General features: G+C 32.5%; 15 protein-coding genes. 10 read left to right on the plus strand and 5 right to left on the minus strand.

Annotation, left to right across the window (positions count from 1 at the left end; genetic code table 11):
* Positions 1-23: 23 nt before the first annotated feature.
* The 3 genes from Y7E_RS35080 to Y7E_RS0119935 all read right to left on the minus strand — a co-directional run bounded on the left by Y7E_RS35080 (position 24) and on the right by Y7E_RS0119935 (position 3,195).
* Positions 24-140: a zinc-binding dehydrogenase gene (locus Y7E_RS35080; RefSeq protein ID WP_081584678.1), complete on the minus strand. Its 117-nt coding sequence runs from the start codon at positions 138-140 to the stop codon at positions 24-26.
* A gap of 547 nt (positions 141-687) precedes the next feature.
* Positions 688-2,358, minus strand: coding sequence for an IS200/IS605 family accessory protein TnpB-related protein (locus tag Y7E_RS0119930; protein ID WP_017153030.1), 1,671 nt, complete (start codon positions 2,356-2,358; stop codon positions 688-690).
* A 384-nt stretch (positions 2,359-2,742) separates the two neighbouring features.
* Complete coding sequence (locus Y7E_RS0119935; RefSeq protein ID WP_017153032.1) at positions 2,743-3,195, minus strand: AraC family transcriptional regulator; 453 nt, start codon at positions 3,193-3,195, stop codon at positions 2,743-2,745.
* Between the two features lie 109 nt (positions 3,196-3,304).
* Here Y7E_RS0119935 and Y7E_RS0119940 point away from each other — a divergent pair, with 109 nt between their 5' ends.
* Entirely contained in the window at positions 3,305-3,724 is a 420-nt protein-coding gene (locus Y7E_RS0119940; protein ID WP_026049277.1) for a VOC family protein, read from the plus strand.
* Positions 3,725-4,295: 571 nt separating this feature from the next.
* Here Y7E_RS0119940 and Y7E_RS0119950 read toward each other — a convergent pair.
* Complete coding sequence (locus Y7E_RS0119950) at positions 4,296-5,423, minus strand: acyltransferase family protein (protein ID WP_017153035.1); 1,128 nt, start codon at positions 5,421-5,423, stop codon at positions 4,296-4,298.
* Positions 5,424-6,483: 1,060 nt separating this feature from the next.
* Complete coding sequence (locus Y7E_RS0119955) at positions 6,484-7,713, minus strand: helix-turn-helix domain-containing protein (RefSeq protein ID WP_017153036.1); 1,230 nt, start codon at positions 7,711-7,713, stop codon at positions 6,484-6,486.
* A gap of 535 nt (positions 7,714-8,248) precedes the next feature.
* Here Y7E_RS0119955 and Y7E_RS0119960 point away from each other — a divergent pair.
* From Y7E_RS0119960 to Y7E_RS0120000, 9 genes are read left to right on the plus strand one after another with little or no spacing between them, the layout of a single operon-like run.
* Positions 8,249-9,001, plus strand: coding sequence for a YveK family protein (locus tag Y7E_RS0119960; protein WP_017153037.1), 753 nt, complete (start codon positions 8,249-8,251; stop codon positions 8,999-9,001).
* Positions 8,985-9,605 (plus strand): CpsD/CapB family tyrosine-protein kinase, encoded by a 621-nt coding sequence (locus Y7E_RS0119965; protein ID WP_017153038.1) that lies wholly within the window; start codon positions 8,985-8,987, stop codon positions 9,603-9,605. Before Y7E_RS0119960 ends, Y7E_RS0119965 begins: the two co-directional genes overlap by 17 nt.
* A gap of 13 nt (positions 9,606-9,618) precedes the next feature.
* Entirely contained in the window at positions 9,619-10,257 is a 639-nt protein-coding gene (locus Y7E_RS0119970) for a sugar transferase (protein WP_017153039.1), read from the plus strand.
* 3 nt (positions 10,258-10,260) lie between these two features.
* On the plus strand, positions 10,261-10,770 hold the full coding sequence (locus Y7E_RS34805) for an NAD-dependent epimerase/dehydratase family protein (protein ID WP_017153040.1): 510 nt from the start codon (positions 10,261-10,263) through the stop codon (positions 10,768-10,770).
* A 13-nt stretch (positions 10,771-10,783) separates the two neighbouring features.
* Positions 10,784-11,257, plus strand: a complete 474-nt coding sequence (locus Y7E_RS34810; RefSeq protein WP_167321112.1) for an NAD-dependent epimerase/dehydratase family protein — start codon at positions 10,784-10,786, stop codon at positions 11,255-11,257.
* A gap of 30 nt (positions 11,258-11,287) precedes the next feature.
* Complete coding sequence (locus tag Y7E_RS0119985; protein ID WP_017153042.1) at positions 11,288-12,760, plus strand: oligosaccharide flippase family protein; 1,473 nt, start codon at positions 11,288-11,290, stop codon at positions 12,758-12,760.
* Positions 12,741-13,961: an O-antigen ligase family protein gene (locus Y7E_RS0119990; RefSeq protein ID WP_017153043.1), complete on the plus strand. Its 1,221-nt coding sequence runs from the start codon at positions 12,741-12,743 to the stop codon at positions 13,959-13,961. Before Y7E_RS0119985 ends, Y7E_RS0119990 begins: the two co-directional genes overlap by 20 nt.
* Positions 13,939-14,712, plus strand: a complete 774-nt coding sequence (locus Y7E_RS0119995) for a glycosyltransferase family 2 protein (protein WP_017153044.1) — start codon at positions 13,939-13,941, stop codon at positions 14,710-14,712. The genes Y7E_RS0119990 and Y7E_RS0119995 overlap by 23 nt, the downstream gene beginning before the upstream one ends.
* Before the next feature lie 24 nt (positions 14,713-14,736).
* Entirely contained in the window at positions 14,737-15,786 is a 1,050-nt protein-coding gene (locus tag Y7E_RS0120000; protein ID WP_017153045.1) for a glycosyltransferase family 4 protein, read from the plus strand.
* Positions 15,787-15,847: the final 61 nt, after the last annotated feature.

Genomic DNA, 15,847 nt, shown 5'->3' on the forward strand with positions numbered 1-15,847 from the left:
TTTATAGACTTAAGTACACTAAACTACTGTTTCATACAAATAACGATTTTCCCTCTCGTATGACCGCTTTCACTCAAAAGATGTGCTTTTCTTATATTATCCCGACGAAAGTTTAAAACGCGGCTCACTACTGGCGTAATTTTCCCTTATTAAATTTGATAATGATGCTGTAAGGTCAATTTATGAATCATTTCCGTACCTCTTAAAGCTAAACATACCTTAAATTAAAGAAATAGATTAATAACCTATAAGGAAAATATCCATAGGTTATCAATCTGTTTAAAAAGTAATAAGAATATTAGTGCTCTACATCAAACTTAGGCTTTGGCCCATATTTGTTATCCTCTTCTTGACTTTCCAGGATATAGAATACAAAAAGAACGATATTACCAATCGGATTGAACTACCCCCACCTACCTCTACATGAGCTTGAGGTGGTGGATTCTATTGTTTATGCCGAAACACAAACACTTCCTCTCGCTCAACAAAGAGGATACAACGATATAGAAATTCGGTAGTGTCTTTAGGCAAGACGACCTCTTTCTCTCTTCCGTGGAAAACAGAAAAGGTATATCTACTTTCTTCCTCTATCGAGGTGAAGAACACCTTGTCATGCATCCAGTTCCTAGACCTGTTATCTGCTCTGGTGACAAGTGTAAGAGACTGGGATCAGGGATTCTTTTTTCATTATGCCAACAGTTTTGCTAGTTTTTTCTTTTCACTTTCAAATAAGTCTAATCGCTCGATTTGTAATGCCTCTTCCGGCTGATTTACATGATATAACTGATAGAAATGATGCGTACGAATATCCAATCGATTGTTTAATTGATGCCAATGGCTCCAGTGGTGCGCGTCTTTCTTTGGAATATAAGGCTGAAGCACCCCAGGCACTTTTTCTTTATACCCTAACCCCCGGCGCCCAATCGTAAAAGCTGCAGATTGATGAATAGAAATGCCCAATTTCCGCATATATTTCATCTTCCCTGAGATTGAAGTGTAAGCGGGATTGACTTGAAAGACAGCCACACCCCTTTTATCTGCACGACTGAGAATTGCACTTGTCATCTTCTCATAAGCAAACATACTCTTCATTCGATTCACTCGTTTATTTCCATAACGATCCCCTGTTTTCGATTGGGTTGTATCTAACTTCTCGATGACAATCGGCTTGTTATACCGCTCTGCTAAGTCAACTAAGCGAATGGCCTCCGCTTCGATGATCTTTGTGATTTGTCCAGTGGATTTACCCAGAAGAGAAAAACGGAGGGAACCACTTCCTTTGTAATTCCCATCCTTCGTTACATTTGCCCAAGCAACATGTTCGAGATTACAATCTACACCAACAACACCATCTGATGTACTGTAATTCGTGTGAGGGTTTTCCGGCACATCGACTAAACATTTCACAATGTAATACTCCCCATGATCTTCCACAGACCAGGCAATCGGTTTACCATGTTTTTTCTTATTCTTACACTGTAATTGGGTTGTGATTATTTCTTCAATCATTTCTTGTCCATACGGGAACGTAACTAATGGAAACTGAAGTGTTTTCCCGGAACTTGTCGTCATCCATAATTCTTTTGTCTCCGGCACATACCGAAACACAAAATTCCCATATTTGGCATCTTTACGGCCAGATAGAATGAGTTGTTTATTTCGAGCACGGGAAAATAATGTTTTCCATTTATCATGATTACGTACAAACTCATCGATGGTAAATTGAGAGCAGAACAGTCTTTTACTTCCAAATACTGCGCTTGGAATATGTGTTTTATATGATGTAAGTTTCTGAGTTAAACGGTATTGTCTGTGGGTTAAAAGGCCGATTTCCGCCTGAATCCTTTTGATTTGAATATCTAAGTATTGGTGCTCAAACAGATATTCATTCAGCCAAATCAACGTGTCTTTTTTACGGGATAAGGAGATGAGATTGTTGTGCTTCGCGAAGCGGGTATTTTTCGGAAACGTCAGTTTTCCTTTCACACAACTTTGTTTGATTTTACGAAGATTTGTCAGTTTTGTCCGTTCTTGCTTCAACTTTTTCTTGAGTTTCTTAATCTTCTCTTGTGTTTGCTTCTCATATATTTTTTGTAACTCCATTAAACCTGTAAACAGCGCCTTTGCTTCTTGCATCGCACTGTTTGCATAGTAATCATTCAATTGATAGTTCCGTTTGAGAACAAGATGAAGACTATCTGTATACATCTTACGGTTCCAACATTTTTCTCGGACGATTGTTTGAAACGCAAAGCGTTTCGCCTGATTAAATGTTTCGATTGTCTTTGTCAATATATCTACCATTTCATACGGCATATCTCTTTTATAGATTCGTTTCGAAAAATACGCTTTCTTCACCTGTTCTCACCTCATTTTGTTTGATAAGACAATTATACAATAAAAAGAACATACGTTCTACAAAAATAGTTTCCCTTTAAAAAGAAAAAACCGATTCATCCCCCACCTTCACTTCGTTTAGAGGAGGGGGGCTTCTCGGTTAAAATAATAAATCTTTTCAAGTAATTCGCCTTCTCAAATATACAATTAGTACTCAAGCGATAATTATAAAGGACAGTAATGATTTATGGAGAAAACAGTGCTGTCCATCCCTTCTTGTTCAACAAACGAAGCAAAATAATAAAAGAAGAACAAGAAGTTATCGTTACTGATAAGCCACTTGTTCTTCTTTTTCTATGTTTAATTTTCTCTGGTGATGGACATTGTAAATACGTACTAATCAAACTATAACGGTTTTACAGGTACACATATTTCACAATAATGGTTGTTAATCATATCAGCAGTGTATCTTTCTAAAATCGGTTTGTTGTCAATTTGATATCCACTGTTTTGTAAAGCTGGAAAAATTTCAGCCCATGCTTTATGAATATCTTCCGCTGTATGTTTGACTTTGTAAATAACATATTTTCCACCAGAAAGTTCACTTTCGCAAATTGAATCATCAATTTGATAATCCTTTGAAATGACAATACAAGCATCATATCTACAGTTTTCAGGAAGTGTTGTTTCAGGGTTATCTTGTGGAATTCCGAGTATTATTGCCGATTTAGCAAGATTTTTCTCCACAGCCCATTTCTTTAATTTTTCCATCGCTTGAATGCTGGCAGGACCATATGGACCAACTTGTCGCACATATGCAATGCGATATTTTGGAAGAGTTTCGACTTTCATATTCATAGTTTCTCTTTCCTTTCTCTATTAATATTTAATACATTTCAAATGCTATCATGATATAAAAATGTAATCGCTCGTTTTTTTTAAAAATTTATAATTTTCTTATTAAACAATAGAAATCAATATATTTTTTAAGGAGGTAATAGATTTTTACACAAGCAATTTAGAGGCAAAAGAGTTAATGATTGTTACGTATGAAGATATGGCTAAAAGAGATGATTCTTTTGAAATTACTAGCGAAAACAAAAACCATATTTCTCACTCTGTCTTGCAAATTGGGAAAACAAAATTAATGATAGCAGAAGACACAATGAATCCAAGTGAAATTTATAAAATTGGAAATAATATGTCTCTTTGTATACAAAGTGCTAATTTAGAAGAAATACAAAGATTTTATAATAATTTGATTTCTGATGAAAGAGTGAAAATAATCGCTCCATTAGAAAAAAATGTTTTTAGTGAAGCATATGGTATTATTGAAGATCCTTTTGGTGTACAGATTCAATTAATGTATGATAAACGGTTAAAATGATATGGAAATATGCTTCTTTTTATTTAAGCAAGAATACTTAAATGAAGATAAAAAATTGTATTATTAAATGTTTAATCAAATTTTTCATAAAAACTCTAACTCTATAAAATTAAACTCATCTATTTTGATTAAGCTTTATTCAAAACAGATGGGTTTCTTCTATTAAACATATGGTTAAATGAGTCAAACGGCCACATTCACATGAATGTTGGTGGCAAATTAACAAGTGTAAACAATGATCCAACATCAAAACGTGAAAACCCAAGCTTATACGGAATTCTTGAAGAACATCTTCACCGAGCAGGGAAAATAAAATAATATATTAATATTCTTCTTTGGAATAAGAACACTATTTTTTATTTTTAGGTTACAAGAACAAAAATGCTCATACATCCCAAAACCTCAAGATACGTTTTAGGATCTCCTCAAATTGCATTCTTATAAACCATTGAACTCCCCCACCTTCCCTTCGTTTAGAGGCGGGGGCTTCTCGATTAAAATGATAAACAGAAGATAGAATTCCATATCCCTTTGAACTCTATCGATTTATTGAAGGACTCAAAAATCATCTCTATCCTTTCCTAGTTAAATACCGTCCAAGATTTATGCAGGTTTTTTCAATAAATAGATATCCCAATGAAGACAGTAAAAAAGAAAGAAAAAAGGAAAGAAATACTATTAATATAATAGGTAGTTTATCATAAAATAAATACATAACTGAGAATAAAGAAACAAGATGATATAAATAAAGACTATAAGAAATCTTTCCAAGAAAAACAAATACTTTTCTTCTTAATAACGCACTAAATGTCTCTGAAGAGATACTCATAATCATTACCATACAAATCCCAAATGAGACAACGTAGTCTCTCAATACATAATTGTTCAAAAAATCCACTTCCCCAATCATTCCTTCGTACATAAAACAAATAATTGCGATCAGTAACAGTGCGATTTTCACCATTTTTTTCATCTTTAAAGCGTAATGAAAAATAAAATAACGATACTTCGCTAATAGAGCTCCCATAAAAAAAAGAGTGATGTAATGAAAACTTAAAAAACTACTAGTTATGCTTCTACTAGAATCAAACAAATACAAACTCATAATCGAAGAAAAGCTTAAAACAATAAACCACAATAAGGAATATCTGAGACTTTTGCGTATAAAGAAAAAAGTCAGAAATGGAAATATAATCGAAATTCTCATTTCATGAACAAGTGACCATATAACATTGTTATACGCGTCTGTGTTATACTGACCGATAAAAACAAGATGCTGTAATAATAAAGTTGATGTGTCTGCGGTGGTCCATGATTTACTAAACCACTCACTAATAAATGGCATATCATTACGACTAAAAAGCATTTTAGCAATAATAGAAATGCTGATTGCTACTAAATATGGTATATAAATTCGGCAAATCCGTTTTATTATGTATGTACCATAATGAAATTTCTCATTATTAATAGATAAATACAAAACAAAACCACTCAATACAAAAAAGAGAATGACAGATTCATTGCCGCTACTAAAAAAAAGACGTAAAGGAGTTTCCTTGAATAAATAAATGATGAAGGGGCTGTTTAACTCATATTGATAATTTTCGTACGCAGGCAATAACATCATATGATGCCCGATTATTACAAGAAGTGCTGCTAATCCTCTTAGAGAGTCAAACTCCTCATATCTTTTCGTCATATTACACCTACTAAAAAGATTTTTATTAAAACACAAGTTAACTTCAATCTTGTTGTTTACAAATTTATACTATTACTTACAATTGCAGGAGAATAATGAAGTTCTAAAATGCATTCTATATATCCTCATTTCACTTTGATACATACGAATATTAACCATTTCTAAGGTGATATAGAGCGAATGATTGCGTTTGAAAGTCTCTATTTTGATCACGAGGAACAGATAAACACTATATTTCTCCAATATTTTATATCAATTATTCACTATGTCTTCCTACTCATACGAAAAAATGGGAAAATCTCTTCTTTCGTATTAAACGCTACTCTTTCTTGTAAGAATTGCGATACTTTTTTCTAGTTGCTTATGTAAATTTATTTGTAGTGCACGCTCATTTATTAAAGAAGGGTGCTTTTCTCTTAATTTATTGAGTCGTAAATCCTCCTATATTTCTCCTATTCGCCAGACAAGTTTATTTACACAAAATATTTTATGCTTCCAAATATAACATGAATTGTTAATAAATGAAAATATAAAATGATTATTTTTTAATAAACAGATAAACCAAAAAAAATATTGGGAGCTTCACCTAATCATTCAAATGGAATATAGAATCAGTTAGATTCAACATGAGTAAATACAAATCACATCACCTATCTTTGTTAGGTAAAATAATTAAAACTGCACCTGTAACTAGACTCTCTACTGAAGTCAACGAATTCTATAAAAACAAAAAAGAATCCCTCAAGGAATTCTTTTTTTATTTCAAACATTCATTTCATTCACGCTAAGAAGAAAAACATGAAAAACCAAAAGTTTCTTAGCTATCGCATTCTATTCTTAATTCAAATGGATTTTTTAATATTACAAGAGGAACTCCCACTTCCCTTATTATGTTCATGTAGTGAGTAGAATGATAAGGAAGTGGATTCTACATATTTTTAAATATTGAGGTAAGAGTACAATTGCTCATAAATGGCGAGGTGAATTAAGTTGGTGCATTCCCTATATATGTGCCCCAGTATTACAACATATATCTCACCTAACCGTTAAAATATCAATCCTATATCACGGTATGCTTTTCACGATATTGTCTAGGAGTCATGTTACATATTTTTTTGAACACTCTTGTGAAATAACTTTGATCATAAAAGTTAAGCCAAGCACAAATATCTGATAATGGATATGTAGTTAATGTTAATAGTTTTTTTGCTTCTTCTACTCGCTCCCTTTGAATATATTCACTTAAAGGAATTCCCACTTCTTGTTTAAACAATTTAGATAAATAAGTAGGATTAATATCAAGCAATGCAGCGAGATTATTGAGAGATATTTCATGGTAAATGTTTTTGCTAATATGATTTAAACATGTGGTAATTGTATTCGAATATCTTTGCATACTATATTCTTTCACACGATCAGCAAAAGCACATAAAGCATCCTCAATTAATCTATTGACTGAATACATGTTATCTAGTTGTTCAATGGTCTCCATATAGAGAGAACTAAGCGAAAAAGCAATTTCTGATGGGAGATTCCCCTCTATCGCATAACGAGTAGCTAGAGTAATTGCCATAATACCATTATTTTTTTGATTTCTTAGTTGATTTGTTTTTGATGAAATTGCAGCATCTTCTTGCGGAAATGCATATGCATATTTTATTAATTTTTCTTTGTCCCCTTCTTTAATACTTGTAAAAAATTTCCGTTCCAGCGCTATATCGTAATGATTAGGACTATTTTGACGACGGGATGAAATATATAAATCAGGATTCGCAATTTTATAGGAAGTTTTCTCCAATAATTTATTTTCTCTCCAAACAGCACCTACATCTAACTTTTCTTTAAAAATCATGTAATGCAATAAAATACCTATATCAATTAAAGTTATTTTTTTTATCACAGGTATGGAATGATAGTATTCAATTCCGTCTTGTATTCTAGCACCCTCCCCAAATTCATTCATAAGTCTAATGGCCATATCTTCTGATACCTTTGGATATGTAGAAGGTCCAATAACAAAGGTTCCTTTTATATATTCATGATCTACTACGCGAATGAAAACGAAATTTTCTAGATAACTGTTTCCTCTCATAAGCGGAAAATTATAGAGGTCATTTTCTTGAAAAAGCTCACTAAGTTGTTCTTCCTTAGAAGAATAAAAAGGGCTGCAAATATCATCAGAAGTGGATTTATATAACACTTTTTCATCTGTAGATACAAATTGAATAGATACTTGAAATGTTTTATATAAAATATCACACAAATATTGTATATCCATAGAATGATTCATTATATTCTCCTTTTAACTAAATAAGATAATAAAGCTTCATATAAAAAACCAAACATTTTATTTCATACATTTATGTAATACATTTATGAATTTATAAATACATTGTGAAGAGTTAAATCGCCTAAAAAATTCTATTAATTTCAATAAAATACAATTTATATCAAAATCTTACCATAAATATTCAGAAAAAACACTTATTATTAAGGTTCATAAGAAGCAATATCATAATGAGCAACTTCTTTATTTAAGTATCCATTTGATTGGCTTATTTGTTATGCACACCTTTCGTGTAGTCATAGAAATTTCAAAAACATACTTACATATACACTCTTAACTTGATGACGATATGGCTATGCCCTGTATAGTAAAAATTCGGGAGGAAAAATTTTGTTTCGTCTTTGTTCAAATGCTAGGTTTATAATTTTTTCACCCTAGTATAAATGTTATAAAGACCTTTTCAAAATCAAAGGTGATCATTCCCATTCGGAAAATCACGCCAAAACTCTACTATTAAATTGAAAAAGTGGTGAACTAGATGAATGAAAAAGTAAAAATAAAAGAGTTTATACAAATTTTAAAAAGGCGACTCTTAATCATTATACTTACGACAATTTGTACTAGCGGGTTCATTATTATTTCATCCATGTACCTTATGAAACCAATTTATCAGTACTCCACCCAAGTTCTTGCTGGATCTTTAGGCGTAGAAAAAGAAGAAAATCCAGTAAATAGAGTACAAGATAACAGACAGCTAGCTCTGTCATATATGGATATTATAAAAAGCCCATATATCATGATAGGCGTAAAAGAAGAGTTAAACCTAACTCGTTCAAGCTATGATTTACTTAAACAGGTTTCCGTTACTAATAGAAACGATTCACAGATTATTACAATTTCAGTGAAAGATTCTAATCCACAATTAGCTAAAAAAATTGCACAATCTGTCATAAATCAATCCATATCTAAATTTAAAAGCTATGCAAATGCAAATCAACTTAATATTCTTAATAATTCTGAGGTAACAGAAGAAGCTGAACTACTTTTTCCAAAAACCAAATTCATTATAGCTATTTCCATCATAATCAGCTTTTTTGCCGGAATTGGCATGGCAATGCTGCGAGAACACTTTGATGATTCCACTTACAACAATCGAGAACTCGAACATCTTGGAATCTCGTTATTAGGAAGGGTGAAATTAAATACAAAACAAAGAAACAACAAACAAAAAACAGCTTATAAAAGCTTACCTTCTATGAAACGAGGTGAACATAATGACCATCAAATTTAAGAGGAAATATTTGTTTAATCCATATGACATCGCCATCAAAGAACGATTTTATAGTATATGTAACCAGATTGAACCGAGCCTTCAAAAGGAAAAGTCAATATTAATGGTTACTTCCCTTGCACAAACACAAAAGATGACCAATGCTACTGCTTATTTGGCCCTAGCTTTTTCAGAACAACGAAAACGAGTATTGGTAGTGGATGCGAATCTGCGTCAACCTTCTTTACACCATGTGTTTAATATCGATCATTCATTTGGCCTAACCACCTTACTCTTAAAAGAGCAAAATAAAGATACTCCAATAAAAATATCGGATTATCTATCTTGTTTATCTACAGGTGAAGGCCTTTATGAGCCAGTAACATTGTTAACATTAGAGACCTTCCCAATCCTAATTGAGGAGTGGAAAGAGCATTTTGATATCATTCTATTTCACACATCCGATTTCCTAAACACACCAGACGCACAATTCCTCACAAAATATTGTGATGGCGTTGTTTTAATGATACAGGAAGGTCGTGATAAGTTAGAAAAAATTACGAGTGTAAAAAAACAACTCGAACATAGCAAACATGAAATAATCGGTGCAGTCATTATTTCATAAAGGGGGATAACCTTTGGACTCAAAAATAAAGATTGATAGACAGGTAGAAATACAAGTAAAACCTCTATCAACTTCATCATACCTTCTTGCTAAACGACTTATAGATTTTGTTGTTTCGTTTTTCATGTTGTTACTTTTATCGCCCATTTTGGTTTTTTTTTGCATCCTTATCCCAATCGAATCAACCGGTGCTCCCTTCTTTTATCAACGACGTCTAGGAAAAAACGGAAAAGATTTCAAATTAATAAAGTTACGCTCCATGTTTTTAGATGCTGAAAAAAACGGCCCTCAATGGGCAAGTAAAGAGGATCCTAGGATTACAAGAATAGGTGCGTTTATAAGAAAAACTAGAATTGATGAAATCCCTCAATTTATTAACGTATTAAGAGGAGATATGTCACTCGTTGGCCCTAGACCTGAAAGAGAATATTTCTATAACGAGTTTGATAAGTTATTGCCTAATTTTAAACATCGTTTACTTGTAACCCCTGGAATAACAGGATGGGCGCAAGTAAATGGAGGATATGATTTAACTCCCGAAGAAAAATTAGCATTCGACTTATATTATATCCAGCATAGATCATTCGCTATGGAAATCAAGATTTTGTGTCGAACAGCAGCCATTGTATTTACTGGAAATGGAGCTAGATAAATATTGAGAGGAAGAAGAGCAAATGGAAAAAGTGCTAGTAACGGGGGCTTCGGATTTATCGGATCCCATATTGTAGACAAATTACTTCATAATAATTATGAAGTAGCTGTGTATGATAACTTATCCACTGGACACGTAAGTAATGTCCATTCGAAATGTATAGCTTTCTTTAATACTGTAGAAGATGAACGATCATTAGAAAAAGCGATGGAGACGTTTGAACCTGACTTTATAGTTCACCAAGCTGCGCAAGTTAGTGTACAAAACTCCATTTCAAATATAACGAATGATGCAAGAATCAATATAACAGGTTCAACAAATATCATAAAGCTCTCTCAGAAATATGGTGTTAAAAAGATTATATTTGCTTCTTCAGCAGCTGTATATAGCAATTCTAAAATCATGCCTATTCCAGTCTCACACCCTACTCGTCCCTTATCACCTTATGGCGTCTCGAAACAAACAGCAGAGGAATATTTAAAAATATTTAAAGCTCGCAAAAGAATTATATGATATAGACTATGTCATTCTTCGATATAGCAATGTTTATGGTCCAAGGCAGACTGTAAACGGTGAGGGCAGAGTTATTTCAATCTTTATCAACCATGTAATTCAAAAGGAGCAATCTGTTATTTACGGGGATGGCTTACAAACAAGAGATTTTATCTATGTAGACGATGTAGCAAGCGCCAATCTTCAGGCATTGAAATATAATGGGAGCGGTACTTTCAATATATCATCATCAATTCGTACAAGTATCAATGAAGTATTCTCGATGATTCAATCAATCGGAAAACAAAATATATCCCCCATTTATCAACCTGCAAAAGACGGTGATCTCAAAGAAAGCTTGCTCTGCAATAAAAAGAGCATTCAAAAATTAGACTGGCAACCTATATATTCATTGGAAAAGGGTCTTGCCAATACATATGATTATTACCTTAAGCAAAAAGACTCTATTTTACCTAGTGGAAAAGAACCTACATCTGTACTTAAGTAACTTTACAATTGTAAATTGGGAGAGAAATAAGTGAATAAGAAAACAAACTCAATTATGAAAAATATATTCCACTTACTTTACAGCACAATTTTAGCGAATGTTTTAAATGCAAGTACACTCATACTATTGGCCAATTACTTTAACTCAAAGAACTATGGAATATTTAGTGTAGCACTAGCTCTTTCCATGGTCATGCATTTTTTTACAGATTTAGGAGTTAGTAATACGTTCCTTCGTGAAGGATCAAAACAGGAAAACCTTCATGCTACATTTTTTTCTTATATAAAAGTTCGAGTAGTATGTTTACTGTTAACATTTATTATTTTTTCTTTCGGTATCCATATCTTTTACCATGAACAACAAATTCTTTATATGATGTATAGTTTAATGATTCCTTTAATCATCGGACTCGTGCTGCAAAGCATAGGAATAACCTACTTTCAATTAGCTGAAAGAATGCAATTTATCGCATCTATAAAAATCTTCTCGGCCATTGTCTTAGTCATATTCACCATCTTGTGCATAAGCTTCAAAGTGGATATACATGTAACAGCTTTTTTATATGGTTTTTCTTATTTAGTCGGGGGGATTTACTGTCTGTATTTACTCAGAAAAAACATGGAATTTAAATGGAAAGTCCCTTTTCAAAAAAAATTACTGATCCATATTAGTCCGTTCTTAATGAGTGGGTTATTTATTATCTTAACTCCACAACTAGGCCCATTAGTATTAGAAAAAACACTTCCCTTAGGGCTTGTTGGGCTCTTTGCAGTAGCTTACCGAATCCCCTCAGCTCTCTATCAAATACCAGGGGTTATTGCAGGTGCCTTTTTCCCACTGTTATTTAAGCATAGTAGTCACGGGGAGATAAAGAAACATACAGAATTAAATATCTTGCAAATGAAATTTATGTCCTTGATTGGGATGTGTATGACAATATCTTTATTCTATTTATCTCCCTATCTGATCACGATTTTGTTTGGAGATAAATGGGGTTCTGCCGTTCAACCTTTAAAAATATTGTCCTTTATTATTGTCTTACAAGGATTTAACATCGCTATCGCTGATGGTCTTACAACAAGAGGATTGCAAAATCGCCGTACTCTTGTTCAATTTATAACCCTCTCTATTGGCTTAGTGTCTTTTTATTATCTTAGTGTTACTTATGCAATAGCAGGGGCAGCTTTTTCTGTTTTAGCGATGGAAATCGTATCATTTATTGGTTATATATTAGCTAATCCAATCAGAAAAACAATAGTAACCAAGGTCATTATTCTATACGGATCCTACTTTTCGGTAAGTTTTATCCTATTACACTACTTATTAGATAAGTTTCCTTTTATAGCCATGTTTTCTACCATTATCTTAATGTCTACGATGGTTTTACTATTTGATCAAGCAACTCGGAACTTGATTAAAGATTTTATAAGAAAGAAAAAACAACAGAATATCAATCATTTAAAAGACGGGAGACAACGAGGGAATGGAAAGATTACAAATTAAAAGAAATATTTCTACTATAGAAGTATTTCTTTTGTTACTTTTTATTACACTTAGCAAATATAATTTGTCCATCGGTTTTTCGTTAAAAATTTATATGATTTTTCTAGCCGTTTTTTTCTGTATTTACTTTCGAGACTTTTACTTTCGCCCTCTTTATCATTATGAAATTTTATTGCTTTTATTTTATTTTACCTATTGTCTAAGCGGTGCTTTTTCACAGTATCCAGAATCAAGTATTCGCGTCATTCTAGGAGTAATCCTTGTCCTTATTTGCTACTTCATCATGAGATATATGCTGGAGCAAGCTTCAATTCGTGCTATTGAAGCTTCCATCGCAAATGTCGGAATACTATTTAACATTACGAGTTTGCTATTGTACATAATTGGACTAAAAATAACCGGAGGATCTCCAATAGGCGTTGAGATTACCTCTTACGGATTACTATTAGATAGAGATTATCCAAGATTAATTGGACTGCTTGATGACCCAAACATCTTCATTTTTTATAATACATTGTTTTTTTGTTTTTACTTAACACACTTAAAAGGATTAAAAAACTCATTGGGATTCATCTTATGTATCATTACCAACCTTCTTACTTTTTCCCGAGGCGGTATTGTCGCTCTAATACTCGTTATCATTATATATATACTGTTAGCGGATTTTCTAAAAAAGGTAAAAATGATACTCGTTGCTCTGTTATGTCTAGTTGCCATCTACCTCGCATGTTCTTTTATGCAAATCGATTTGAATCAGATTATTTCCAGCCGTATCAATGACTTTTCTTCTGATAACGGAAGTGGTCGATTTGAATTATGGAAACAGGCGATTCACTATTTTATGTCTCATCCCCTTTTGGGAATCGGCGCCTTTAATTTTTCGGATTATTATGCATTTGAACATAATGAAAGACTATATGTTCATAATACATATCTAGAAATCTTAGTAGAGGCAGGAATTATTGGTTTCCTTTTTTACCTTTCTTTTTTATTCCTGTTCCTAATCAAGATCTTTAAAACGAAATCGCATCGTGAAAAACCGTATATTATTCTTACACTTTTTGCTTTTTTATTACAGATGGTATCCCTTTCTCTTATGATTAATGAAGCGCTTTTCTCCTTTTTAGCAATTGCTTTAAAATACATTTCTGTATATGAAAGAAAAGAGGCTGGTTTTTATGATATACACAAAAAAAATTAATGAATCATTGGTTTCTGTTATCACTCCCTCTTATAACAGCTCTCCTTTTATAAAAGAAACCATTGAATCCGTTCAGGCTCAATCATATGCTAACTGGGAAATGATTATCGTTGATGATCAGTCGAAAGATGACTCCGTTCATGTCATCAAACAGTATATAGAAAAAGACCCACGAATTAAACTTATTACTTTAAATCAAAATGCTGGTGCTGCTAGGGCTAGAAATATAGCATTAAAAGAAGCTCAAGGAGATTATATTGCCTTTTTAGACAGCGATGATCTCTGGTTACCTACCAAACTAGAAGAACAAGTCACTTTTATGAAAAAAGGTAACCTTGCTTTTTCTTTTACCTCTTATTCTTTAATTGACGAACAAGGAAATGCAATGAATATTAAAGTTACTGCACCGAAAGTAGTAGATTATAAATATTTGCTGGGAAATACGACGATTGGCTGTTTAACCGTGATGTTAGATAGACATCAATTTAAACACATTGAAATGCCTATTATCCAACCTGAAGATACTGCCCTATGGTTAGTATTATTACGGCTAGGATATCAAGCATATGGTTTACAAAAAATTTTATCTAAATATCGTATTGTCAGTAACTCTACTTCAAGGAATAAATTAAAAGCTGCCTACCGATATTGGAAACTCTTACGAAACCAAGAAAAGTTAAACTTTGTAAAAGCCAACTTTTATTTTAGTCAATATGCCTATCATGCATACAAGAAAAACAGAGGAGACTGAATGCCCAGTGGGGGGAAATAAAAAATGAACAATATTCTACTATTAACTGATAAACTCATAACAGGTGGCGCTGAGATGTATTTTTGCAAATTAGAAAACCATCTCAAAGATGAAAACATGACGTTTTATTCAGCAGCTGCCACAGGTGAGTTGTATCATCAAATTCATAATAAGCATCATTTCATTCCTTTAAGTTTAAAAAATCATCCTGCTAACCTCTATACATTAAGTAAACAAGTGATTCAATTGGACATTGATGTTATCCATGCAAATAGTCTTAGAATGTTACTGTATTCCATCGTAATAAAAAAAATCACGGGGAGAAAAATTAAGCTAGTTTATACAAAACATAATGTTACAATACTTGAAAAAAAGTTTCCCACGCTATTTAAAAAAGTGTTAAATCAACATGCTAATCAAATTATTGCAGTTAGTAACTTTGAGAAAGAGAGATTACTGCAATTTGGTATAAGAAAAGACCTTATGCGAACGATTTACAATGGTGTTGATGTAAAACATTTTTCTTTTCAACAAATACAGCCTAAAGAAACCCTTAATATCGGAATTTTAGCCCGATTATCAAAAGAGAAAAACCATGAACTTTTTTTAAAAATTGCAAATGAGTTAAAAAATGTACGTAACGTAATGTTTTATATTGCTGGAGATGGACCTGAACGGGACTTTATTGAAAACATGATTCGTAATTTCAAGTTAAATGATAAGGTGAAGCTTTTAGGTAATACATCTAACCCATATGAATTTATTTGCAGTATGGACTTGCTGCTTCTAACGTCCCTAAGAGAAGTGTTTCCAATGGTAGTCCTTGAAGCAATGGCTTCTGGAACCCCTATTATTTCTGTAGATGTTGGTGGTATCAACGAAGCCATTATAGATGAGGAAACGGGAATTCTCATTTCCCATCACTCTGAAAAAGACTTTGCAAAAAAAATCCAGTTACTTCATAACAATCAAGACTTAAGAAAATATTTAGGAAAAGCGGCAAGAGAAAAAGTAGAAACATCCTTTTCCCTCTCAAATATGATTCATTCTACGCTTGAAACCTATCAATCTTAAAAAAACAAACGAAGTCATCGTTTGTTTTTTCTTATATATATATGCATTTTTTTAAACATGC

Source organism: Bacillus bingmayongensis (assembly GCF_000299035.1).
GTDB lineage: Bacteria > Bacillota > Bacilli > Bacillales > Bacillaceae_G > Bacillus_A > Bacillus_A bingmayongensis.